General features: G+C 66.0%; 18 protein-coding genes. 14 read left to right on the top strand and 4 right to left on the bottom strand.

Annotated elements, in window-relative coordinates:
- Positions 1 to 89 precede the first annotated feature (89 nt).
- From ACSQ9E_RS24635 to ACSQ9E_RS24600, 8 genes are all read left to right on the top strand, one after another.
- A complete protein-coding gene (locus ACSQ9E_RS24635) occupies positions 90 to 1,136 on the top strand; it encodes a porin (RefSeq protein WP_436219423.1) in 1,047 nt (348 codons plus the stop codon).
- A gap of 497 nt (positions 1,137 to 1,633) precedes the next feature.
- On the top strand, positions 1,634 to 3,214 hold the full coding sequence (locus ACSQ9E_RS24630) for an ABC transporter substrate-binding protein (protein ID WP_057200186.1): 1,581 nt from the start codon (positions 1,634 to 1,636) through the stop codon (positions 3,212 to 3,214).
- Positions 3,215 to 3,346: 132 nt separating this feature from the next.
- Positions 3,347 to 4,327 (top strand): ABC transporter permease, encoded by a 981-nt coding sequence (locus ACSQ9E_RS24625; protein ID WP_057200187.1) that lies wholly within the window; start codon positions 3,347 to 3,349, stop codon positions 4,325 to 4,327.
- A gap of 1 nt (position 4,328) precedes the next feature.
- On the top strand, positions 4,329 to 5,546 hold the full coding sequence (locus ACSQ9E_RS24620; RefSeq protein WP_057200188.1) for a M20 aminoacylase family protein: 1,218 nt from the start codon (positions 4,329 to 4,331) through the stop codon (positions 5,544 to 5,546).
- Between the two features lie 71 nt (positions 5,547 to 5,617).
- The gene (locus ACSQ9E_RS24615) at positions 5,618 to 7,195 is read left to right on the top strand and encodes an ABC transporter substrate-binding protein (protein ID WP_428002491.1); all 1,578 of its coding nucleotides are present in this window, start codon (positions 5,618 to 5,620) and stop codon (positions 7,193 to 7,195) included.
- 112 nt (positions 7,196 to 7,307) lie between these two features.
- Positions 7,308 to 8,219: an ABC transporter permease gene (locus tag ACSQ9E_RS24610; RefSeq protein ID WP_007856606.1), complete on the top strand. Its 912-nt coding sequence runs from the start codon at positions 7,308 to 7,310 to the stop codon at positions 8,217 to 8,219.
- A 32-nt stretch (positions 8,220 to 8,251) separates the two neighbouring features.
- Positions 8,252 to 9,232 (top strand): ABC transporter ATP-binding protein, encoded by a 981-nt coding sequence (locus ACSQ9E_RS24605; protein WP_057200190.1) that lies wholly within the window; start codon positions 8,252 to 8,254, stop codon positions 9,230 to 9,232.
- Positions 9,229 to 10,257 (top strand): ABC transporter ATP-binding protein, encoded by a 1,029-nt coding sequence (locus ACSQ9E_RS24600; RefSeq protein WP_057266214.1) that lies wholly within the window; start codon positions 9,229 to 9,231, stop codon positions 10,255 to 10,257. Before ACSQ9E_RS24605 ends, ACSQ9E_RS24600 begins: the two co-directional genes overlap by 4 nt.
- Positions 10,258 to 10,340: 83 nt before the next feature.
- Here ACSQ9E_RS24600 and ACSQ9E_RS24595 read toward each other — a convergent pair whose 3' ends face one another.
- The gene (locus ACSQ9E_RS24595; protein WP_428002490.1) at positions 10,341 to 10,946 is read right to left on the bottom strand and encodes a TetR/AcrR family transcriptional regulator; all 606 of its coding nucleotides are present in this window, start codon (positions 10,944 to 10,946) and stop codon (positions 10,341 to 10,343) included.
- A 110-nt stretch (positions 10,947 to 11,056) separates the two neighbouring features.
- Between ACSQ9E_RS24595 and fabF the strand changes: the two genes are divergently transcribed.
- Positions 11,057 to 12,382, top strand: a complete 1,326-nt coding sequence (gene fabF / locus ACSQ9E_RS24590; protein WP_436219422.1) for a beta-ketoacyl-ACP synthase II — start codon at positions 11,057 to 11,059, stop codon at positions 12,380 to 12,382.
- Positions 12,383 to 12,394: 12 nt separating this feature from the next.
- Here fabF and ACSQ9E_RS24585 read toward each other — a convergent pair whose 3' ends face one another.
- Positions 12,395 to 13,240, bottom strand: a complete 846-nt coding sequence (locus tag ACSQ9E_RS24585; RefSeq protein WP_057200264.1) for a MurR/RpiR family transcriptional regulator — start codon at positions 13,238 to 13,240, stop codon at positions 12,395 to 12,397.
- A 270-nt stretch (positions 13,241 to 13,510) separates the two neighbouring features.
- Between ACSQ9E_RS24585 and ACSQ9E_RS24580 the strand changes: the two genes are divergently transcribed.
- The 4 genes from ACSQ9E_RS24580 to tal are packed head-to-tail and all read left to right on the top strand — an operon-like array spanning position 13,511 to position 18,827.
- Positions 13,511 to 14,524 carry an ABC transporter substrate-binding protein gene (locus tag ACSQ9E_RS24580; protein ID WP_057266210.1) on the top strand — a complete coding sequence of 338 codons (1,014 nt, stop codon included), beginning with the start codon at positions 13,511 to 13,513 and terminating at the stop codon, positions 14,522 to 14,524.
- The gene (locus ACSQ9E_RS24575) at positions 14,524 to 16,758 is read left to right on the top strand and encodes an ABC transporter permease (protein ID WP_436219421.1); all 2,235 of its coding nucleotides are present in this window, start codon (positions 14,524 to 14,526) and stop codon (positions 16,756 to 16,758) included. Before ACSQ9E_RS24580 ends, ACSQ9E_RS24575 begins: the two co-directional genes overlap by 1 nt.
- Positions 16,759 to 16,789: 31 nt before the next feature.
- Entirely contained in the window at positions 16,790 to 17,854 is a 1,065-nt protein-coding gene (locus tag ACSQ9E_RS24570; RefSeq protein WP_436219420.1) for an ABC transporter ATP-binding protein, read from the top strand.
- 25 nt (positions 17,855 to 17,879) lie between these two features.
- A complete protein-coding gene (gene tal, locus ACSQ9E_RS24565; RefSeq protein ID WP_436219419.1) occupies positions 17,880 to 18,827 on the top strand; it encodes a transaldolase in 948 nt (315 codons plus the stop codon).
- Between the two features lie 182 nt (positions 18,828 to 19,009).
- Here tal and ACSQ9E_RS24560 read toward each other — a convergent pair whose 3' ends face one another.
- Positions 19,010 to 20,419 (bottom strand): sensor histidine kinase, encoded by a 1,410-nt coding sequence (locus tag ACSQ9E_RS24560; RefSeq protein ID WP_057266559.1) that lies wholly within the window; start codon positions 20,417 to 20,419, stop codon positions 19,010 to 19,012.
- 40 nt (positions 20,420 to 20,459) lie between these two features.
- Entirely contained in the window at positions 20,460 to 21,188 is a 729-nt protein-coding gene (locus ACSQ9E_RS24555; protein ID WP_057200196.1) for a response regulator transcription factor, read from the bottom strand.
- Positions 21,189 to 21,432: 244 nt separating this feature from the next.
- On the opposite strand from ACSQ9E_RS24555, the gene ACSQ9E_RS24550 reads away from it, so the two are divergent.
- On the top strand, positions 21,433 to 22,683 hold the full coding sequence (locus tag ACSQ9E_RS24550; protein ID WP_057266206.1) for an ABC transporter substrate-binding protein: 1,251 nt from the start codon (positions 21,433 to 21,435) through the stop codon (positions 22,681 to 22,683).
- Positions 22,684 to 22,755 lie beyond the last annotated feature (72 nt).

The following is a 22,755-nucleotide window of genomic DNA, read 5'->3' as shown; positions in this document are numbered from 1 at the left end:
GCCCGGGGAACCGGCGGGACTGAGCAGGTGCAAGGCACTCCTAGACCCCCCGTACCGGCGCCCTATGTTTAACCTTGGAGTAACTCGCAATGAAAAAATCCCTGATTGCCCTGGCTGTGCTGGCTGCTTCCGGCGCTGCAATGGCTCAATCGTCCGTGACGCTGTTCGGCGTGGTTGACGCAACCTACGCCTACGGCAACGGCAGCGTGGCCAACCGTTCGCAACTGACGAACTCCGGCTACAACAGCAGCCGTCTGGGTTTCCGCGGCGTTGAAGATCTGGGCGGTGGCCTGTCTGCTTCGTTCTGGCTGGAAGCCGGTCTGAACAACGACAACGGTACCGGCGGTTCGACCAGCCTGAACAACCAAACCACGGCTCCTACCCAAGGCGGTCTGGTGTTCAACCGTCGTTCGACGGTCAGCCTGAACGGCGGCTTCGGTGAAGTGCGTCTGGGCCGTGACTACACCCCACAATTCTGGAACCTGACCGTGTTCGATCCGTTCGGCACGAACGGTGTTGGCACGACCCAAACGCTGAACTCCAGCCTGGGTGGCCCAACCACCATCCGCGCTTCGAACGCCATCGGCTACTTCCTGCCAGGCAACCTGGGCGGTTTCTACGGCCAGGCACAGTACTACATGGGTGAAAACCTGAGCAACGTTGCCAACAAGAAGGACGGCAACGGCCTGGCACTGCGCGCTGGTTGGGCCAACGGCCCCATCAATGTGGCTCTGGCCGTGTCACAAACCAAGTTCCTGAACGCCGACATCAAGGCTTGGAACCTGGGTGGTCAGTATGACTTCGGCATGGCCAAGGTCATGGCTCACTACAACAGCGACGACATCAAGAACGGCGCTGAAGGCCGAGGCTGGCTCATCGGTGGTCTGATCCCCGTGGGCGCTGGCGAAATCCGTCTGGCTTACTCCACGTACGAAGTGGACGTCGCTGGTCCTGACCCACGTAGCAACAAGTTTGCTCTGGGCTACGTGCACAACCTGTCGAAGCGCACCGCTGTGTACGCAACGGCTGCCGCTGTGAAGAACAAGAACGGCGCTGCTCAAGCCCTGAACAACTCCGTGACTGCAGCTGGCCGCAACTCCAGCGGTTACGACTTCGGTATTCGCCACAGCTTCTGATATTGACGGCTGGCTATATGCCAGCCATCAATGGATGAATATAAAAAAAGCCGCCTTCGGGCGGCTTTTTTTATTTCCGACGCTGATTGGTTTTATTGCGCGCTGCCATCGATTGGCAAGTGGGTTGCACTGGTCGGGCATTTTGAATGGGCCGATAGGTATCTCCCCTGGCCACGTGGCGCAAGGGTGATTGCGCGGGTGGAGGGTGGCTTGCTGCAGGGGGGCGGTGGCGGCCTTGCCTCGGCCCGGCAGGGCGGAAACCCCCAAGCCGTGGGCTGCCGTGGTGCAAATGCCCGGATCCAGGCCCTGCAAGGCCTGCCGACCGATCGCCCAGTGTTCGTGAAGGGCGGCATGGGGCTGGCACCTTACTTGCATGCCAATGTGCTTCACCGGGGCACAAATAGTCCCTCGCGAGGGGGCGGGATTCAGGGATTTCCCGTTGGCTGATGGCCGCTATTTACTGCATAGTAAAACTTTTACATTGTTGAAGAGGTTTCATGAAACTCAATCTCAGCCTGCTGTCGATTGCCGCAGCTGCCGCCATGCTGATGGCCACGGGAGCGCATGCCAAACCATTCAAATGGGCGAGCCAGGGCGAAATCGCTACGTGGGATATTCATTCCCAAAACAATGCATTGCAAAACGGCATCCATGCCAATGTGTATGAAAGCCTGGTGTACTACAACAGCAAGACTTTCGAGGTGGAGCCCGTTCTGGCAACCGCCTGGAAGGAAGTGACCCCCACGCAGGTGCGTTTCACGCTGCGCCAGGGCGTCAAGTTCCATGATGGCTCGGCGTTCACTGCCGACGATGCCGTGTACTCGCTGCAGCGGGCCATGGCCAAGACCTCCAACTTCACACCCTACGTGCAGGGCATCAGCAAGGTCAACAAGGTCGATGCACAGACCGTTGACATCATCTTGTCGGCTCCCAACCCCGTGCTGCTGCGCCAGATGACCGAGTTGCGCATGATGAGCAAGGCCTGGGCCGAAAAGAACAAGTCCGTGGAACCCAAGGACATCAAGGGCACGGACGAGAATTTTGCCCACCGCAATGCCATGGGCACGGGTCCCTACACGCTCGACTCCTGGCAGCCCGACGTGAAGATGGTGTTCAAGCGCAACCCCAACTGGTGGGGCAAGATGGACGGCAACGTGACGGAGATCGTCTACACCCCCATCAAGTCGGCTGCGACCCGCATCGCCGCGCTGCTCTCGGGTGAGGTGGACATGGTGCTCGACCCCGCACCCCAGGACCTGGGCCGCCTGCGCCAGGACACCAACCTGAAGGTGATCGACGGCCTCGAAAACCGCACCATCTTCCTGGGCATGGACCAGTTCCGCGAAGAGCTGCCCGGCTCCAACGTCAAGGGCAAGAACCCGCTCAAGGATGTCAAGGTGCGCAAGGCGCTGTACCAGGCCATCGACACGGCCGCGCTGGAGCGCGTCACCCTGCGCGGCCTGGGCAAGCCCACCGGCACGCTCGTGGCACCGCAGGTGGCAGGCTACACCGAAGCCGTGGGCAAGCGCTTCCCCTACAGCGTCGATGCCTCCAAGAAGCTGCTGGCAGAAGCCGGCTACCCCGATGGCTTCGAGGTGGACTTTGCCTGCCCCAACAACCGCTACATCAACGACGAAGCCATCTGCCAGGCCGTGACCGCCATGTGGTCGCGCATCGGCGTGAAGGCCAAGCTGCGCACGCTGCCGCTGGTGACCTATTTCCCCATGATCCAGCGCTACGAAGCCAGCATCTACATGCTCGGCTGGGGCGTGCCGACCTTCGACGCGCTGTACAGCCTGCAATCGCTGGTGCGCACCGTGGGCCAGGGCGGTGACGGCAACTACAACGTGGGCCGCTACAGCAACCAGCGCATGGACTACCTGGTGGACCGCATCAAGGCCGAGACCGATGCCCCCGTGCGCACCCGCATGCTGACCGAGGCGCTGCAACTGTCCAACGACACCGTCTCGCACATTCCCCTGTATGACCAGGTGATCCCATGGGCCATGAAGAAGAACATCGAGGTCGTCCACCGCGCCGATAACCGCGTGGACATGCGTACGGTCAAGGTGAACTGATCTATCCTTGCAGAGGGAGGGCAAGGGCCTCAGGGGCCTTTGCTCTCCCTGGTTTTTTCGACACGATCCCCACGAGCGCCCCGCCACCAAAAGTGGCCAAGGCGTCCCATCGAATACACACTCGACTCTCTGATGCTTGCCTTTATTTTGCGCCGCCTGATCCAGGCCGTGATCGTCATGGTCGCCGTGGCCTTCATCTCCTTCATGCTGTTCCAGTACGTCGGAGACCCCGTGGTGTTCTTGCTGGGCCAGGACGCAACCCCCGACCAGATCCGAGAATTGCGCGTGGCGCTGGGCCTGGACAAACCTTTCTTCGTGCAGTTCGGCCACTTCCTCGTGAATGCGGCCCAGGGCGAATTCGGCCTGAGCCTGCGCCAGGGCGCCAAGGTCTCGCGCCTGATCGCCGAGCGCTTTCCCGCCACGCTGGAGCTGTCGCTGGTAGCGGCCGTGATGGCCCTGGCGATCGGCGTGCCCATGGGCGTGTACGCGGCCTTGAAGCGCGGCACCTTCACCAGCCAGCTGTTCATGACGCTGTCGCTGCTGGGCGTCTCGCTGCCCACCTTCCTGATCGGCATCCTGCTGATCCTGGTGTTTGCCGTGCACCTGGGCTGGTTCCCGAGCTTCGGTCGTGGCGAGGTGGTGCAGATGGGCTGGTGGAGCACTGGCCTGCTCAAGGCCAAGGGCTGGCACCACATCGTCCTGCCGGCGGTGACGCTGGCGATCTTCCAGCTCACGCTGATCATGCGCCTCGTGCGCGCGGAAATGCTGGAGGTGCTGCGCACCGACTACATCAAGTTCGCGCGCGCCCGGGGCCTGTCCAACCGGGCCATCCACTTCGGCCATGCGCTCAAGAACACGCTGGTGCCCGTGATGACCATCACCGGCCTGCAGCTCGGTGGCCTGATCGCCTTTGCCATCATCACCGAAACCGTGTTCCAGTGGCCTGGCATGGGCCTCTTGTTCATCCAGGCCGTGACCTTTGCCGACATCCCCGTGATGGCCGCCTATCTGTGCCTGATTGCCCTGATCTTCGTGGTCATCAACCTGGTGGTCGATCTGCTGTACTTCGCGGTCGACCCGCGTCTGCGCGTGGGCAAGGCGGGAGGCCATTGAAATGCAGGTGCCTCGACTCAAGGCGGGCGGCCGTGCCTTTGCGCACATCGCCCAGTTCCATCCGGAGCTGACGGCCCTGCGCCGCGACCTGCACGCGCACCCCGAACTGGGCTTCGAAGAGGTCTACACCGGTGCCCGGGTCAAGGAGGCGCTCAAGGTCTGCGGCGTGGACGAGATCCACGACGGCATCGGCCGCACCGGGCTGGTGGCGGTGATCCGCGGGCGCAGCACGGCCAGCGGCTCCATGGTGGGCCTGCGTGCCGACATGGACGCGCTGCCGCTCACCGAGCACAACGACTTTTCCTGGAAGTCCTGCAAGCAGGGCCTGATGCACGGCTGCGGCCACGACGGCCACACAGCCATGCTGGTGGGCGCCGCCCGCTACCTGGCCGAAACCCGCAATTTCGACGGCAAGGCCGTGCTGGTGTTCCAGCCCGGCGAGGAAGGCTTTGCCGGCGCCCGCGTGATGATGGAAGACGGCCTGTTCGAGCGCTTTCCCGTGCAGTCGATCTTCGCCATGCACAACTGGCCGGCCATGGCGCCCGGCACGGTGGGCCTGAACTCCGGCGCCATGATGGCGGCGGCCGACCGCATCACCATCGAGATCACCGGCCGCGGCGGCCATGGCGCGCACGCCTACCAGACGGTGGACGTGATGCTGGTGGCCGCGCACATCATCACCGCCGCGCAGACCATCGTCTCGCGCAACGTGCGCCCGCTTGATGGCGCGGTGGTCAGCCTGTGCGCCATGCAGGCTGGTGACCTCGGGGCCTTCAGCGTGCTGCCGGGCTCGGCCACGCTGGTGGGCACCGTGCGCACCTTCAATCCGCTGGTGCAGGAGATGGTCGAAAAGCGCCTCAAGGAGCTGTGCAGCGCGATCGCGCTGGGCTTCGGCGCCACGGCCACCGTGCACTACGAGCGCATCTACCCGGCCACCATCAATTCCGAGGACGAGGCGCTCTTCGCCGGCAACGTCGCCGAATCGCTGCTGGGCGCGGACCACGTGGTGCGCGACCTGGAGCCCAGCATGGGCGCCGAGGACTTCTCCTTCATGCTGCAAGACAAACCCGGGGCCTACCTGCGCATAGGGCAGGGCACGGGCGCCAGCGGCAGCGCGCTGCACAACAGCCGCTACGACTTCAACGACGACATCCTGCCGCTGGGCTCGGCACTGCATGCCAGCCTGATCGAGCAGGCCATGCCCCTGCCCACGCTCTGACGGAGCAGCAGGTGCCGGCGCCTTTTTCCCCTTGTACCGCCACCCCCCCTTTCACCCACCAGGAGCATTGCATGACATTCCAGAAAAAAATCGCCATGACGGCCTTGTTTGCCGCGCTGGCTGCATCCAGCGTGGTGGCCCATGCGCAGACCATCCGCGTGGCCAACCAGGGCGACTCGCTGTCCATGGACCCGCATTCGCTCAACGAATCGCTGCAGCTGAGCGTCACCGGCAATGTGTATGAGCCGCTGGTCGGCCGCAACAAGGACCTGAGCCTGGCCCCGGCCCTGGCCACCAGCTGGAAGCAGACCTCCCCCACCGTGTGGCGCTTCGAGCTGCGCAAGGGCGTGCAATTCCATGACGGCACCCCCTTCACGGCCGACGACGTGCTGTTCAGCTTCGCCCGCACCCAGGTCGAAGGCTCGGACATGAAGAGCTACACCAACGACTTCAAGGAAGTGCGCAAGATCGACGACCACACCGTCGAGATCGAAACCAAAAGCCCCTTCCCCATCCTGCCCGACGTTGTCTCGCTGGTGTACATGATGAGCAAGAAGTGGTGCGAGACCAACCAGGCCACCGTCCCCGTGGACCGCCGCAAGGGTGTCGAGAACGCCGCATCGTTCAAGGCCAACGGCACGGGTCCCTTCCGCCTGCGCGAGCGCCAGCCCAACGTGCGTTCGGTGTTCACGCGCAACGGCAGCTACTGGGGCAAGATCGAAGGCAACGCCACCGAAGTGGTGTTCACCCCCATCGGCAACGATGCCACCCGCGTGGCGGCCTTGCTGTCGGGCGAAGTGGACGTGATGGAGCCGGTACCCGTGCAGGACATCGACCGCGTCAACACCAGCGCCAACACCCGCGCCATCACCGGCCCCGAGCTGCGCACCATCTTCCTGGGCATGGACCAGAAGCGCGACGAGCTGCTGTATTCCAACGTCAAGGGCAAGAACCCCTTCAAGGACAAGCGCGTGCGCCAGGCCTTCTACCAGGCCATTGACATCGAAGGCATCAAGAAGACCGTGATGCGTGGTGCGTCCAACCCGTCCGCATTGCTGGTGGGCCCCGGCATCAACGGCTTCCAGCCCGATGCCAAGCGTCTGCCCTACGACGTGGAAGCCGCCAAGAAGCTCATGGCCGAAGCCGGCTATCCCAACGGCTTCGAAGTGTCGATGAACTGCCCCAACGACCGCTACGTGAACGACGGCCGCATCTGCCAGACCGTGGCTGCCAACCTCTCGCGCATCAACGTCAAGATCAACCTGCAGGCCGAGACCAAGGGCACCTACTTCCCCAAGATCCTGCGCCGCGACACCAGCTTTTACATGCTGGGCTGGACGCCTGCTACCTACGACTCGCACAACGCCCTCAATGCGCTGGTGGCCTGCGTGGACGACAAGGGCACGGGCCAGTTCAACCTGGGCTCGTACTGCAACCCCAAGGTGGACGAGCTGACCAAGAAGATCCAGTCTGAGACCGACAAGACCAAGCGCAACGCCATGATCAAGGAAGCCTTCGACATCCATGCTGCCGACGTGGGCACGCTGCCCCTGCACCAGCAGGCGCTGGCCTGGGGCGTGAGCAAGAAGGTCACGCTGGTCCAGCTGGCCGACAACTTCATGCCCTTCAAGTGGATGAGCATCAAGTAAGCCCGCTGCAGTTGACCGAGTTAGTGAGTTAGTTAGAGACGGACATTTCAGCAGACAGCCACCACGACCGCTACCCGCGCCGTGCGTGCTGTCTGCCCACTGGTTTCCCACAATGAAAACAACCCTTGCCCGCTGGTTTGACAGCGACGTTGGCTACAGCTTTCGCACATCGCCAATGGCCATCGTTGCGGCAGTGATCGCCCTGATATGCCTGTTCTGCTCCCTGTTTGCAGGATGGGTCGCCCCCCACAACCCCTTTGACCTGGCGACGCTGGAACTCGGCGACGCCCGGTTGCCCCCCGCCTGGATCGCGGAGGGCTCCATGAAATACCCCCTGGGCACCGACGACCAGGGGCGCGACATCCTCTCGGCACTGATCTACGGCGCCCGCATCTCCCTGGTGGTGGGCTTCGCCTCGGTTCTGCTGTCGGTGGTCGTCGGCGTGGCCTTCGGCCTGCTGGCCGGCTTTCGCGGTGGCTGGATCGACGCGGTGCTCATGCGCCTGTGCGACGTGATGCTGTCCTTCCCCGCCATCCTGGTGGCGCTCTTGATCGCAGGCGTCGGCCGGGCGCTGTTCCCCAACGCGCACGAGTCGCTGGCCTTCGGGGTGCTCATCATCTCGATCTCGCTGACCGGCTGGGTGCAGTACGCGCGCACCGTGCGCGGCTCCACCCTGGTCGAGCGCAACAAGGAATACGTGCAGGCTGCCCGCGTCACGGGCGTTTCGTCGCTGCGCATCATGCGCAAGCATGTGCTGCCCAACGTCATGGGGCCGGTGATGGTGCTCGCCACCATCCAGGTGGCCACCGCCATCATCACCGAGGCCACGCTGTCCTTTCTGGGCGTGGGCGCCCCGCCCACCTCGCCATCGCTGGGTACGCTGATTCGCATCGGCAACGATTACCTGTTTTCCGGTGAGTGGTGGATCACGGTGTTCCCCGGCGCCATGCTGGTGCTGATCGCCTTGTCCGTGAACCTGCTGGGCGACTGGCTGCGCGACGCACTCAACCCGCGCCTGCGTTGAACAAGAACAAGAACAAGAAAAGCGATATTCCCATGAGTCTTCTTGAAGTCAAAAACCTCGTAGTCGAATTCCCGAGCCGCCGCGGTACCCTGCGCGCCCTGGACGACATCTCCTTTTCCATTGCGCCCGGCGAGATCCTGGGCGTGGTGGGAGAGTCCGGTGCGGGCAAGTCGCTCACCGGCGCGGCCATCATCGGCCTGCTCGAACCGCCGGGCCGCGTGGCCTCCGGCCAGATCCTGCTGGAGGGCCAGCGCATCGACAACCTCAGCAACGACCAGATGCGGCACATCCGGGGGCGGCGCATCGGCGCCATCTTCCAGGACCCGCTGACCTCGCTGAACCCGCTGTACACCGTGGGCCGCCAGCTCACCGAGACCATCCTCGCCCACCTGCCCGTGAATGCCGCCGAGGCGCGCCAGCGCGCCATCGCGCTGCTGCAGGACACCGGCATCCCGGCTGCGGCCGAGCGCATTGACCACTACCCGCACCAGTTCTCGGGCGGCATGCGCCAGCGCGTGGTGATCGCCCTGGCCCTGGCGGCCGAGCCCAAGCTCATCGTCGCCGACGAGCCGACCACGGCCCTGGACGTTTCCATCCAGGCGCAGATCATCACGCTGCTCAAGAACATCTGCAAATCGCGCGGTGCCGCCGTCATGCTGATCACGCATGACATGGGCGTGATCGCCGAGACCTGCGACCGCGTGGCCGTGCTGTACGCCGGCCGCGTGGCCGAGATCGGCCCCGTGCACGATGTCATCAACAAGCCTTCCCACCCCTATACCAGCGGCCTGATGGCCTCCATCCCCGACATGGCGGTGGACCGTGAACGCCTGAACCAGATCGACGGAGCCATGCCCCGCCTCAACGCCATCCCCAAGGGCTGCGCCTACAACCCGCGCTGCCCCAAGACCTTCGACCGCTGCATGGTCGACCGCCCCGACCTGATGCCTGCCGGTTCCACCCGTGCGGCCTGCTGGCTGCACGCCCCTGCCACGGCGGAGGTGTCCGCATGAGCGCCGTGCCTTCCACCACCGCAAGCCCCGGCAAGCCGCTCGTGCAGGCGCACGACCTGGCCAAGACCTTCGACGTCTCCGCCCCCTGGCTCAACCGCATGATCGAGCGCAAGCCGCGCACCCTGCTGCATGCGGTGGACGGCGTGAGCTTCGAGATCGAAAAGGGCAAGACCCTGGCCCTGGTGGGCGAGTCGGGCTGCGGCAAGAGCACCGTGGCCCGCCTGCTGGTGGGCCTGTATGAGCCCACGCGCGGTGGCCTCACCTTCGACAACCAGGACGCCCACGCCGCGTTCAAGGGCAACGATGCGCGCGCCATGCGCCGGCGCATCCAGATGATCTTCCAGGACCCCTACGCCAGCCTGAACCCGCGCTGGCTGGTCGAGGACATCATTGGCGAGCCGCTGCGCGAGCACGGCCTGATCACCGACAAGGCCGAGCTCAAGCAGCGCGTGGGCGAGCTGCTGAAGTCGGTGGGCCTGTCGCCGCTGGACATGGTCAAGTACCCGCACCAGTTCTCGGGCGGGCAGCGCCAGCGCATCTCGATTGCGCGCGCCCTGGCCACCGAGCCCGAGTTCCTGGTGTGCGACGAGCCCACTTCGGCGCTCGACGTGTCGGTGCAGGCGCAGGTGCTCAACATCATGAAGGACCTGCAGCGCGAGCGCCACCTGACCTACCTGTTCATCTCGCACAACCTGGCCGTGGTGCGCCACGTGAGCGACCAGGTCGGCGTGATGTACCTGGGCCGCCTGGTGGAGCTGGCCGACAAGCACACCTTGTTCGACAACCCGCGCCACCCCTATACGCGCATGCTGCTCGACGCCATCCCCAAGATGCACGACACCGGCAAGGCGCGCACCCCCGTGCAGGGCGAGGTGCCCAACCCGCTCAACCCGCCACCCGGCTGCGCCTTCAACCCGCGCTGCCCGCATGTGAACGACCGCTGCCGCACCGAGCGCCCCCAGTTGCTGAACATCGGCGGCATCCGCATTGCCTGCCATGCGGTGGAAGAGGGGCGCATCCAGTAAGTGCTGGCACGCCGTGCCGGTGAATCAAAGGGCTTCTTCGGGAGCCCTTTCCAATGCAGGCCCGCTCCTGCGGCGCCGGTCTTTCAGGACCGCCCGGGTTGTGCAATCAGGTGCTCGCGCAGCGTGGCCAGAATCTCGTCGGACAGGGCTGGCCGCCCGGCGGCCGTGGCGCGCGCCAGCGCCAGGCCGCCGACCATGGTGGCCAGTATCTGCATGGCGCGCGCCCGGCCTTCGGCACTGGGCTCGCCGTGTTCCAGGCCCTCGAGCATGCGCGCGAAGCGGTCGATGTTGCGCTCGATCCCCTGCGCGAACACTTCGGACAATTCGCCCCCGGCCCGTGCAGCGTCCACCGCCAGCGCTGCAGCGGGGCAGCCCTCGCCCGGGTGGTCGCGGTGCTGCGGTGAGAGGTAGCTTGTCACCCGCGCGGCCAGGCCCGCGTCACCGCTGCCCATGTCCTTTTCCATGCCGTCCAGCGGTGTGATCGTCCAGTCGAAGGCACGTGCGCAGGCCTCGCGCACCAGCGCGTCCTTGTTCTCGAAGTGGCGGTACAGGCCGCCGTGGGTCAGGCCCGCATCGCGCGTGATGTCGGCCACTCCCACGCCCGACAGGCCATGCTCGCGGTACAGGCGCGCCGCTGCATCCAGGATGCCCTGGCGGTTTTCTGCGGCCCGCGCCTTCGAGACTTTCATGGTGGAAACCTCTTTTTGATGATGGTCGTACGCAAAATGCGCCAACACACTTATGATGACGCCCGCAATCATAAATGCGTGGCCTGCGCCGCGCACTGAAAGGGTAAGCGATGGTGAATGAACTCAAGGGAACCCAGGAACCGGGCCAGGGCATGCGCCTGCCGCGTGTGGTGATCACGGGCATGGGCCTGGTCTCGCCCCTCGGAGTCGGGGTGGAACTGGCCTGGCGCCGCCTGTTGGCGGGCGCCTCGGGCTTGCGCCGCCTGCCCGATGCGGTGGTGGAGGGGCTGGCGGCCAAGGTCGGTGGCGCGGTGCCCACGAAGGAGCAGGACCCCGAAGGCGGCTGGGACCCCGACACCGTCGCTAGTTCCAAGGACCAGCGCAAGATGGACCGCTTCATCCCCTTCGCCCTGGGCGCCGCACAGCAGGCTCTGGCGCAGGCCGGCTGGGCGCCGACAGCAGAGAGGGAGCAGCAGCGCACGGCCACCGTGATCGCCTCGGGCATAGGGGGCTTCGGTGCCATTGCCGAGGCCGTGCGCACCACCGACACGCGCGGTCCGCAGCGCCTGTCGCCGTTCACCATCCCGTCCTTCCTGGTCAACCTGGCGGCCGGCCAGGTCTCCATACGCCATGGGCTCAAAGGGCCCATCGGTGCTCCCGTGACGGCCTGCGCGGCCAGCGTGCAGGCCATTGGCGACGCCGCGCGCATGATCCGCTGCGGCGAGGCCGACATTGCCGTCTGCGGTGGCACCGAGGCCACCATCGACCGCGTGAGCCTGGGCGGCTTCGCGGCGGCCAAGGCGCTGTCCACCGGCTTCGCGGAGCATCCCGAGCAGGCATCGCGCCCCTTCGATGCGGGCCGCGATGGCTTCGTGATGGGCGAGGGCGCGGGCATGCTGGTGATCGAATCGCTGGAGCATGCGCTGGCGCGCGGCGCCACGCCGCTGGCCGAGGTCGTGGGCTATGGCACCTCGGCCGACGCCCACCACATCACCTCCGGCCCGGAGGACGGCGATGGCGCGCGGCGCGCGATGGAGATCGCGCTGGCCCAGGCGGGCCTGGCGGCCAGCGAGGTGCAGCACCTCAACGCCCATGCCACCTCCACCTACGTGGGCGACCGGGGCGAGCTCGCTGCCATCCGGCGCGTGTTCGGCACCGGAAAATCGGTAGCCATCGCCTCCACCAAGGCGGCCACGGGCCACCTGCTGGGGGCGGCCGGGGCCGTGGCGGCCATCTTCACCACGCTGGCCCTGCGCGACCAGATCGTGCCCGGCACGCTGAACCTGGAGCAGCCCGATGAACTGGCCGAGGGGCTGGACATGGTGGCGCTCAAGAGCCGCCCGATGGCGCTGGAGCATGCCATGCTCAACGGTTTTGGCTTTGGCGGAGTCAACGCGACCCTGGTGCTCAAGCGCTGGGCACCGGCCGCTGCGTAAGAGAAGGAAGTGCTACGCGTAACGTTTGGCGCGCAGGTTCTCTTTCATCTGCTGCAGGATGGGTTGCAGCGGCGCGCCGATGCGCAGGGCCACGCAGGTGGCCAGCACGTCGATGATGAGCAGGTGCATGAGCCGCGACACCATGGGGCTGTAGCGGTCGTAGCCTTCGGGGTGGTCGGCGGCCAGGTGGATCTGGCAGGTGCTGGCCAGTGGCGAGCCGCTGGCCGTGATGGCGATGGTGGTGGCGCCGTTCTTGCGCGCGATGTCGGCCGAATCCATCAGGTCGCGCGTGCGGCCCGAGTTGGAGATGATCACCAGGCAGTCACCCGGGCCGAGCAGGGTGGCGCTCATCACCTGCATGTGGCCGTCGCTGGTGGCGATGGACGTCACGCCCAGGCGGAAGAACTTGTGCTGCGCATCCTGGGCCACGATGCCCGAATTGCCCACGCCATAGAACTCGATGCGCCGCCCCGTCTTCCAGGTGGCGGCGATGGCTTCCGCGGCGCGCTCCAGCGCCACGGTGCTGGCGGCATTGCGGTACTGCAAAAAGGCAGCCACGGCGTTGTCCACCACCTTCACCAGCACGTCGCCGGTCTTGTCGTCGGCATCCACGCTGCGGTGGATGAAGGGCACGCCCTCGCTCACGCTGCCCGCCAGCTTGAGCTTGAAATCGGCCAAACCGTCATAGCCCATGCTGCGGCAAAAGCGCACCACCGTGGGCTTGCTCACATGGGCGCGCTCTGCCAGCTCGCGCACGGGCAGGCGCGCAAAGCTGCGCGGGTCGGCCAGCACGAGCTTGCCCACGCGCTGTTCGGCCGGGGCCAGGGAGGTCAGGGAGGCGGTGATGCGGTCCAGCATGTCAGCAGCCCCCGCGGCCACAGGCCGGACGGCGCCCGGTGCCGCAAGGTCCGGCAGGGCGCACAGGTGCGGGAGTTGATGCGTGTGTGTTCATGGAGGCCTGTATGACAGGAATTGATGGTAACTGGGTTCCATCAATTTTGGTAACTGCGGTTCACGCTCGGGCGTGAATCACAGGTCTCGTTATCCCGCTGGCCCTTGGAAACGGAGTTCACTACGATGTTTGTCATTAAACTGTCACAAATCAAACGACTCCAGAGAGACAACTCCATGCAGAAATTCCTCGTGGGTACCGCCCTTGCCCTGGCCGCCTCCGGCGCCATGGCCCAGAGCCAAGTCAACATCATCTGCTCCGTGCAGGCCGAGTGGTGCAACCTGATGTCCACCGTGTACGCCAAGACCACGGGCACCAAGGTCAACATGACCGCCAAGGGCTCGGGCGAGGCCCTGGCCCAGCTCAATGCCGAGAAGGCCAACCCCAAGACCGACATCTGGTTCGGCGGCACGGGCGACCCGCACCTGCAGGCGGCCGAGCAGGGCCTGACGCTCGAGTACAAGTCCCAGCAGCTGGCGCAGCTCTACCCCTGGGCGCAAAAGCAGGCGGCAGATTCCAAGTACCGCACCGTCGGCGTGTACTTGGGCCCGCTGGGCTTTGGCTACAACAAGGAGTTGCTGGCCAAGCGCAAGCTCAACCCACCCCAGTCCTGGGCCGACCTGCTCAAGCCCGAGTTCAAGGGCGAGGTGCAGATGGCCAACCCCGCCTCCAGCGGCACGGCCTACACCATGATTGCCACGCTGGTGCAGATCATGGGCGAGGAGAAGGCGTTCGACTACCTCAAGGCCCTGCACCCCAACATCAGTGCCTACACCCGCTCGGGTACGGCGCCGGTCAAGGCGGCGGCGCGCGGTGAAACCACAGTGTCCGTCAGCTTCGTGCACGATGTGACCACCGAGGCCGTGAACGGCTTCCCCGTGGGCTCGGTCACGCCCTCCGAAGGCACGGGCGCCGAGGTGGGTTCCATGAGCATCGTCAAGAACGGCCCCAATACCGAGGCGGCCAAGAAGTTCTACGAATGGGCACTCACGCCCGGGGGCCAACAGTTCGGCCTGGCTGCCAAGCAGTTCCAGCTGCCCAGCAACATGCAGGTGCCCAAGGACCCGCGCATGACCGATCCGGCCAAGATGAAGCTCATCAACTACGACTACGCCAAGTACGGCGCGAGCGCCGAGCGCCGCCGCCTGATTGCGCGCTGGGAAAAAGACGTCCAGAACGCCGGGCGCTGATGTCGGCGCACGCTTTGCAGGCACCGCCGGCCGGCAGGCCCGCAGTCAACCAGCCTTTGTGGGTGTGGCTGGCCCTCGGCCTCGCGGGCTATGTGGCGCTGCCCTGGTATGCCCAGCAGGACGCCAATGGCCTCACCGTGCTGGGCCAGGTCTTCAGCCAGGCGCAGACGGGCAGCGGCCTCATGCAGGCCGCTGCCTTCGGGCGGCCCTGGCTCTGGCTGGCGCTGCTGGGGTTGGTGATCGCCGGCTTCGGCGCATTGCTGCCCGCCGGGCGCAGGCAGGGCGGTTTCCTGGTGCTGGGTGGCGGCCTGGGCCTCGTGTCCCTGCTGGTCAGCGGCTTTGCCATCGGCGCACGCGGCTGGGCTTTCGATGGGCTCAATGCCAGCTTTGGCGAACTCACCATGCGCCAGCCCGGCGTGGGCTGGGGCGGCTTCGTGGTCCTCACGGCCCTGCTGGTGCTGGCAGCGTTCGGCGTGGCGCGGCGCGGCTACTTCAAGGGCGACCTGTTCGTGGCTGCGGCTGTGCTCGGCATGGGCAGCCTGCTGGCGCTGTTCATCGTGTTTCCGGTGCTCAAGGCGCTCAGTGGCGCCTTCTTCCTCGAAGACGGCCCGTTCTCGCTGGCCGTGCTGTGGGAGCGCGTGGCGCACGAGCGCAACTTTGGCCTCGCGTGCCTGGCAGGCGGGCAGCGCTGCGGCGTGGCCTGGAACACGCTGTTCCTGGGCCTCATGACGGCGGCCAGCACTACGCTGCTCGGTACCCTCATGGCGCTGATGGCCGAGCGCGCCTCGCGCCGCTATGCGCGGCCACTGAACATCGTGGCGCTGCTGCCCATCATCACGCCGCCCTTCGTCGTGGGGCTGGGGCTGATCCTGCTGTTCGGCCGCGCTGGCGTGTTCAACCAGTTCCTCGAATACGCCTTCGGCATCACGCCTTCGCGCTGGTTCTATGGCTGGCTCGGTGTGTGGGTGGCGCAGACCTTCGCCTTCACGCCGATTGCCTTCATGATCATGCGCGGCGTGGTGCAGGGCATTGCGCCCAGCCTCGAAGAGGCGGCGCAGACCCTGCGCGCCAGCCCGCACCAGACCTTCATGACGGTGACCTTGCCGCTGCTCAAGCCGGGCCTGGCCAACGCCTTCCTGGTCGGCTTCATCGAAAGCATGGCCGACTTCGGCAACCCCATCGTCGTGGGCGGGCAGTTCTCGGTGCTGTCCACCGAGATCTTCTTTGCCATCGTCGGGGCGCAGTACGACCAGGGGCGTGCGGCCTCGCTGGCGTGGATCCTCACGCTGTTCGCGCTGGCGGTGTTCGCCATCCAGCGCGCGCTGCTCGGACGGCAAAACTTCACCACCGTCTCGGGCAAGGGCGATGCAGGCATTGCCATGCCGCTGCCCACCGGCGTGCGCCGCGTGGTGCATTCGGTGGCGCTGCCGTGGATGGCCTTCACCCTCGTCGTCTACCTGTTCGCGCTAGCGGGCGGCTTCGTGCAGACCTGGGGCCGCGACTACACCGTCACGCTGAACCACTTCCGCACTGCGTTCAACGTGGAGTGGGGCGAGTTCGGTGTGGTCTGGGCCGGCACGGCCTGGAACTCGTTCTTCACCACCATCAAGCTGGCCGCGCTGTCGGCGCCGCTCACTGCCACGCTGGGTATCGGCATCGCCTGGCTGCTGGCGCGCACGGAGTTCCGGGGGCAGGGGCTGTTCGAGTTCTCGGCGCTGCTGGCCTTTGCCATCCCCGGCACCGTGTTGGGCGTGAGCTACATCCTGGCCTTCAACGTGCCGCCATTCGAGCTCACGGGCACGGCGCTGATCATCGTGCTGTGCTTCATGTTCCGCAACCTGCCGGTGGGGGTGCGCGCCGGCACGGCGGCATTCAAGCAGCTCGACCGCTCGCTCGACGAAGCCTCGCTGATGCTGCGCGCCGGCAGCGTGCAGACGCTGCGCCATGTGGTGCTGCCGCTGCTCAAGCCGGCCCTGGTGGCCGCGCTGGTCTACAGCTTCGTGCGCGCCATCACCACTGTGAGCGCGGTGATCTTCCTGGTCACGGCCGAGAACGAGCTGGCCACCACCTACATCATCGGCCGCGTGGGCAACGGCGACTATGGCGTGGCCCTGGCCTATTGCACGGTGCTCATCGTGCTGATGTCGCTGGCCATTGCCCTCATCCAGTGGCTGGTGGGCGAGCGCAAGTTGGGCCGGCGCTCCGGCGCGGCCGCCATGCCCGCCCCCCACTGAACCCATGCTGAATGCGGAGAGAAACGACACCATGAACAACAGCGGCGCGGGCATCGTGTTTCGCGACATCACCAAGCGCTACGGGACCGACGCATCTGCGCCCCTGGCGGTCAAGGGCATCAGCTTCGAGGTGCCGCGCGGCACGCTCACCACCATCCTGGGGCCCTCGGGCTGCGGCAAGACCACCACCTTGCGCATGATCGCGGGGCTGGAGTCGCCGACCTCGGGCGAGATCCTCATCGGCGGCAAGGACGTCACCACGCTTGGGCCCGCACAGCGCAACGTGAGCATGATGTTCCAGAGCTACGCACTATTCCCGCACATGAACGTGGTGGAGAACGTCTCCTACGGCCTGCGGATGTCTGGCCTGGCGAAAGACGTGGCGCGCACCAAGGCCGTGGATGCGCTGCGCGGCGTGGGGCTCGTGGGTTTTGACGACCGCCTGCCCAGCGAACTCTCGGGCGGCCAGCAGCAGCGCGTCGCCCTGGCGCGCGCCCTGGTGCTGGAGCCCGAGGTGCTGCTGTTCGACGAGCCGCTGTCCAACCTCGATGCCCGGCTGCGTCGCGAGATGCGCGAGGAGATCCGTGCGCTGCAGCAGCGCCTGTCGCTCACAGTGGCCTATGTCACGCACGACCAGGCCGAGGCCATGGCGGTGAGCGACCAGATCATCGTCATGGACCAGGGCCTGATCGCGCAGGCAGGCACGCCCCAGGCCCTGTACGAGACCCCACGCACCGAGTTCGTCGCGGGCTTCATGGGCGAGGCCATGCTGTTCCCGGGAATCGCCCTGGCCGATGGCACGGTACAGCTTGGCCCGCTGGCGCTTCGCCCGCGCACCGCGGCCGCGCCGGGCCCGGTGAAGGTGGCGGTGCGGCCCGAGGCCTGGAGCATCCAGCGCCAGGGGATGGGCCTGCTGCCGGCCACGCTGCGCAAGCGCGCCTACCTGGGGGCGGTGCACGAGTACACCTTCGACACCGCGCTCGGCAGCATCTTCGTCGCCTCGGCAGACCTCGACGACGTGCTGGCCGTGGGCGACCAGGTGCAACTGGGCCTGGGCGTGCATGGCGTATCGGTGGTTGAAAGTACAGGTGCCTGACACTGCGATGCGGAATAATGGGGGCATGAACCAACTCGACGCCCTCAAACAGTTCACCACCGTGGTTGCCGACACCGGCGACTTCAAGCAACTGGCCCAGTTCCAGCCCCAGGATGCGACGACCAACCCGTCGCTGATCCTCAAGGCCGTGCAAAAGACCGAGTACGCGCCACTGCTCACCGAAACGGTCGACAAGTTCCGCGATCGCCCGATGGACGAGATCATCGACCGCCTGATCGTGCGCTTCGGCCGCGAGATCCTGGCCACCATCCCCGGCCGCGTCTCCACCGAAGTGGATGCACGCCTGAGCTTTGACACGCAGGCCACCATCACCCGCGGCGAACGCATCATCGAGCTGTACCAGGCCGAGGGCATCCACATCGACCGCGTGCTGATCAAGGTCGCCGCCACCTGGGAAGGCATCCAGGCCGCTGAGAAGCTCGAGCAGCGCGGCATCCACACCAACCTCACCCTGCTGTTCTCGTTCTGCCAGGCCGTGGCCTGCGGCCAGGCCAAGGTGCAGCTGATCTCGCCCTTCGTGGGCCGCATCTACGACTGGTACAAGAAGCAGGCCGGTGCCCAGTGGGACGAAGCCGCGCGTTCGGGCGCCAACGACCCCGGCGTGCAGTCCGTCGCGCAGATCTACCACCACTACAAGCACTTTGGCATCGCCACCGAAGTCATGGGCGCGAGCTTTCGCAACACGGGCCAGATCACCGCGCTGGCCGGCTGCGACCTGCTCACCATCGCCCCCGACCTGCTGGCCCAGTTGGCGGCCAGCGATGCGCCGCTGGCGCCCGCACTCGATGCCGCAGCCGCCAAGGCGATGGACCTGCCGGCGGTGAACTACGACGAGGCGGGTTTCCGCTACGCGCTCAACGAAGACGCCATGGCCACCGAGAAGCTGGCAGAAGGCATTCGCGGGTTTGCCGTGGATGCGATCAAGCTCGAGAAGCTGATCCTGTCAGCATAAGCAGGTACATCCCCCTGAGGCGCTGACGCGCCTTCACCCCTTCTCTCGAATCGCTGTGCGATTCGGGAAGGGGGACACCACTAGCGCGGCGGGGCGGCCCTTGCGCAGTGGTTCTGGCCTGGGCCGCGCCAGTTGCGGCGTGCGGGCAGACTGCGCAGTCCGCGAAAACCCGGAGTCACTATTCAGGTTCGAGGCGCCGCCGCGCTGAGCGGCACCTTCAGGCCCACGCGCAGGCCGTGCGGCAGCACCGGGTCGACGAAGGTCTGGCCGGCGTGCTGCAGAGCGATCTCCTCCACGATGGACAGGCCCAGACCGCAGCCGCCGGGCTTGTCCGACCCGCGCCAGAAGCGCGCGAACATGTCGCGCAGGTGGGCAGGCTCCATGCCGGGGCCGTCGTCTTCCACCGCCAGGGTGGCCATGCCCGCACCCGCAATGTCCACCCGCACCGTCACGGTGGCGCCATGGCCTGCGTAGTGCAGGGCGTTGTCGATGAGGTTGTTCAGGGCCTCGCGCAGCAGCAGCGGGTGGCCTTGCACGGCCAGTTGTTCCTCGCCCTCGTAGCCCAGGTCCACGCCGCTGGCCACGGCGCGTGCGGCCCAGTCGCGGGCCACCTCGCGTGCCAGGGCTGGCAGGTCCAGCGTCTGCATGGCCACACTGCTTTCCGAGCGCGCCAGCTGCAGCAGTTGGTGCACCAGGTGGGCACTGCGCCTGGCGGCCGACAGCACCTTGTGCAGCCGCTCCTGGACGGCCGGCTCGCGGCTCTCGTGCAGCGCCAGCTCGGTCTGGCCGATCAGGCCGGCCAGGGGCGTGCGCAACTGGTGAGCCGCATCGTTGAGAAAACGCTTTTCCTTTTGCTGGCCGCGCGCCACGGTCTCCAGCAGGCCGTTGATGGTGCTGGCCAGCGAATGCACTTCCTGCGGGGCCGAGGTGAGCTCGATGGGCGGCAGCGGGTCGGCCGTGTTGTGCTTGCGTGCGCCGGCCTTCTCGATCTGCGCTTCCAGGCGCTTCAGGGGCTGCAGGCCGCGCAGCACACCGGCATACACCACGGCACTCAGCGCCAGGCCCATCAGGCCCATGGGCAGCAGCATCTGCGCGAGCAGTTCCTGTGCGATGCGCTCGCGCACCGTGAGGCTTTGCGCCACCTGCACGCGCAGGCGCTGGCGCGTCTGTGGCGTGCCGTAGTCCACGTCGAGCAGCGCCACGCGCACCGGGCGGTCATCTACATGCGCCTGGTACAGAAAGGGTTCGCCCACGTCCACGCTCACCGGCGGGGGCGGGGGCAACTGGGCATTGCCCAGCAGGAAGCGACCGGGCGGCGAAGACACCATGTAGGTGAGGCGGTCGGCCGGGTCCTGCTCCAGGATGTCCTGCGCTGCCTTCGGGAAATCGACCAGCAGGCCGTCGCCGATGGGCTTGATCTGCCGCGCCAGTGCGCGCACCGACTGGGTCAACGTCTGGTCGATCCCTTTCTCGCCGTTCTGCAGCGCGATGCGCCAGGCCAGAAAACCGCCCGAGAGCCACAGCACGAGCTGCGGCAGCAGCAGCCACAGCAGCAGCTTGCGTTGCAGGGAGACGCCGGGAATCGGGCGCATCATGGTCATCCGGGGGTGGGCACGAGCGCGGCGGTCGCGTTCATTCCGCAGGCTTGGCCAGCATGTAGCCCAGCCCGCGGATGTTGCGGATCACCAGGTTCGATGCATCGAGTTTTCTGCGCAGTCGGTGCACATACACCTCCAGCGCATTCGAGTTGAGCGGGGCTGCTGCGGCCTGCCCGGGCTCGGGCGGGCCCGCGCGCCAGGCGGCGAGCACATCGTCGCGCGTGACCACTTCGCCGCAGCGGTTCACCAGCAGCTCCAAAAGCTCCCATTCGCGCTGCGTGAGCTCCAGCGGCTCGCCGCCGAGCACCGCGCTGCGGTTGCCATGGTCGATCTGCAGGCTGCCGATGGCCGTGCTCGGCCCCCCTGAGGCGCTGCTGGCCTGCGTGAACGCGGGCTGCCGCGCGCGGCGCAGCATGGCCTGCAGGCGGGCCTGCAGCTCCTGCATGTTGAAGGGCTTGGTGATGTAGTCGTCGGCCCCGGCGTTCAGGCCGTGGATGCGGTCGTCGATGCCGTCGCGTGCGGTCAGAATCAGCACCGGCAGGCCGGCAATGTGGGTGCGCGCCCAGGTCAGCAGCTCCATGCCGTCCGCGCCGCCCGGCAGCCCCAGGTCGAGGATGATGCCGTCCACCGCCTGGCCCTGCAGCAAGGTGGTGGCCTCGGCCACACTGGAGGCGGTGTACACGCTGAACTCCAGTTGCTGGAGCTGGCCCGTCAGTGCGTCCAGCAGCAGTGCATCGTCTTCGACTATCAGGATGGTGGGCATGGATAGAGGATAACAAAGGGCATTGCGGCGAGCCTGTCGCAGGAGCGCACAGCAGGGAAAGCACCGAGACGCAGGAAAACAGGGTGGTAATTCGATAACAGCCAAATTCCATTGGCACGTAACCCACACACTCGGGAAAGCCCTGATATGTTCATTAATTATTGTAATTAAAGTACCGACTGCGCTGAACGCCACCGGTAAGCCGGCGCACAAAACGGATTCACACAAACGAGGAGACAAGGGTATGTGGAAGTTGACACAAGTCGCCGCCGTCGCGGCGGTTCTGGCGGCATCGGCGTCCGCCGGTGCAGGGGAAGTGGAGGTCCTGCACTACTGGACTTCGGGCGGAGAAGCCAAGTCGGTGGCCGAACTCAAGAAGATCATGCAGGGCAAGGGCCACACCTGGCGTGACTTCGCCGTGGCCGGCGGCGGTGGCGACAGCGCCATGACCGTGCTCAAGAGCCGCGTGATCTCGGGCAACCCGCCGTCCGCAGCCCAGACCAAGGGCCCGGCGATCCAGGAATGGGCGTCCGAAGGCGTGCTGGCCAACATGGACGCACTGGCCAAGGCCGAGAAGTGGGACGACCTGCTGCCCAAGGTGGTCGCCGACATCATGAAGTACAAGGGCGCCTATGTGGCCGCCCCGGTCAACGTGCACCGCGTCAACTGGATGTGGGGCAGCTCCGAGGCCCTGAAGAAGGCCGGCGTTGCCGCCATGCCCAAGACCTGGGACGAGTTCTTTGCCGCAGCCGACAAGCTCAAGGCCGCAGGCCTGGTGCCCGTGGCCCACGGTGGCCAGAACTGGCAGGACTTCACCACCTTCGAATCCGTGGTGCTCGGCGTCGGTGGTCCCAAGTTCTACCAGGACGCGCTGGTCAAGCTCGATGACAAGGCCCTCAACAGCGACACCATGAAGAAGTCGCTCGAGACCTTCCGCCGCATCAAGTCGTACACCGACCCGGGCGCTCCCGGCCGCGACTGGAACCTGGCCACGGCCATGCTGATCCAGGGCAAGGCGGGCTTTCAGCTGATGGGCGACTGGGCCAAGGGCGAGTTCCTGGCGGCCAACAAGGTGCCGGGCAAGGACTTCATGTGCGCCGCAGCACCGGGCACGACCACGTCGTACACCTTCAACGTGGACTCGTTCATCCTGTTCAAGCTCAAGGATGCTTCCGCCCAGAAGGCGCAAAGCGACTTGGCCAGCTCCATCATGAGCCCCGAGTTCCAGGAGGTGTTCAACCTCAACAAGGGCTCCATCCCGGTGCGCGCCGGCCAGAAGATGGACAAATTCGACGACTGCGCCAAGGCCTCCGCCAAGGACTTCGCCGACACCGCCAAGAGCGGCAGCCTGCTGCCCAGCGTGGCCCACGGCATGGCGATTGCGCCCGCCACGGAAGGCGCCATCAAGGACGCCGTCAGCCAGTTCTGGAATGACGACAAGGTGAGCGTCGCCGACGCCATGAAGAAGATCGCGACCGCCGCGAAAACCAAGTAAACCAACACTGAGGGATCCCATCATGATGAAAAGAAACCGCCTCACGGCGGTGGCTTTGGCCGCCGCATGCGC

The organism is Acidovorax sp. LjRoot118 (genome assembly GCF_964253575.1).
Taxonomy (GTDB): Bacteria; Pseudomonadota; Gammaproteobacteria; order Burkholderiales; family Burkholderiaceae_C; genus Acidovorax.
Note: the sequence above shows the minus strand (reverse complement) of the source record. Positions and strands in the feature narration are given on the sequence as shown.

Excerpts from the sequence above, each read along its gene's own strand:
- tal (WP_436219419.1), top strand. The coding sequence starts at position 17,880 with ATGAACCAACTCGACGCCCTCAAACAGTTCACCACCGTGGTTGCCGAC.
- fabF (WP_436219422.1), top strand. The coding sequence starts at position 11,057 with ATGGTGAATGAACTCAAGGGAACCCAGGAACCGGGCCAGGGCATGCGC.
- ACSQ9E_RS24560 (WP_057266559.1), bottom strand. The coding sequence starts at position 20,419 with ATGCGCCCGATTCCCGGCGTCTCCCTGCAACGCAAGCTGCTGCTGTGG.
- ACSQ9E_RS24620 (WP_057200188.1), top strand. The coding sequence starts at position 4,329 with ATGCAGGTGCCTCGACTCAAGGCGGGCGGCCGTGCCTTTGCGCACATC.
- ACSQ9E_RS24635 (WP_436219423.1), top strand. The coding sequence starts at position 90 with ATGAAAAAATCCCTGATTGCCCTGGCTGTGCTGGCTGCTTCCGGCGCT.
- ACSQ9E_RS24575 (WP_436219421.1), top strand. The coding sequence starts at position 14,524 with ATGTCGGCGCACGCTTTGCAGGCACCGCCGGCCGGCAGGCCCGCAGTC.
- ACSQ9E_RS24615 (WP_428002491.1), top strand. The coding sequence starts at position 5,618 with ATGACATTCCAGAAAAAAATCGCCATGACGGCCTTGTTTGCCGCGCTG.
- ACSQ9E_RS24630 (WP_057200186.1), top strand. The coding sequence starts at position 1,634 with ATGAAACTCAATCTCAGCCTGCTGTCGATTGCCGCAGCTGCCGCCATG.
- ACSQ9E_RS24600 (WP_057266214.1), top strand. The coding sequence starts at position 9,229 with ATGAGCGCCGTGCCTTCCACCACCGCAAGCCCCGGCAAGCCGCTCGTG.
- ACSQ9E_RS24585 (WP_057200264.1), bottom strand. The coding sequence starts at position 13,240 with ATGCTGGACCGCATCACCGCCTCCCTGACCTCCCTGGCCCCGGCCGAA.
- ACSQ9E_RS24550 (WP_057266206.1), top strand. The coding sequence starts at position 21,433 with ATGTGGAAGTTGACACAAGTCGCCGCCGTCGCGGCGGTTCTGGCGGCA.
- ACSQ9E_RS24605 (WP_057200190.1), top strand. The coding sequence starts at position 8,252 with ATGAGTCTTCTTGAAGTCAAAAACCTCGTAGTCGAATTCCCGAGCCGC.
- ACSQ9E_RS24625 (WP_057200187.1), top strand. The coding sequence starts at position 3,347 with ATGCTTGCCTTTATTTTGCGCCGCCTGATCCAGGCCGTGATCGTCATG.
- ACSQ9E_RS24610 (WP_007856606.1), top strand. The coding sequence starts at position 7,308 with ATGAAAACAACCCTTGCCCGCTGGTTTGACAGCGACGTTGGCTACAGC.
- ACSQ9E_RS24595 (WP_428002490.1), bottom strand. The coding sequence starts at position 10,946 with ATGAAAGTCTCGAAGGCGCGGGCCGCAGAAAACCGCCAGGGCATCCTG.
- ACSQ9E_RS24555 (WP_057200196.1), bottom strand. The coding sequence starts at position 21,188 with ATGCCCACCATCCTGATAGTCGAAGACGATGCACTGCTGCTGGACGCA.
- ACSQ9E_RS24570 (WP_436219420.1), top strand. The coding sequence starts at position 16,790 with ATGAACAACAGCGGCGCGGGCATCGTGTTTCGCGACATCACCAAGCGC.
- ACSQ9E_RS24580 (WP_057266210.1), top strand. The coding sequence starts at position 13,511 with ATGCAGAAATTCCTCGTGGGTACCGCCCTTGCCCTGGCCGCCTCCGGC.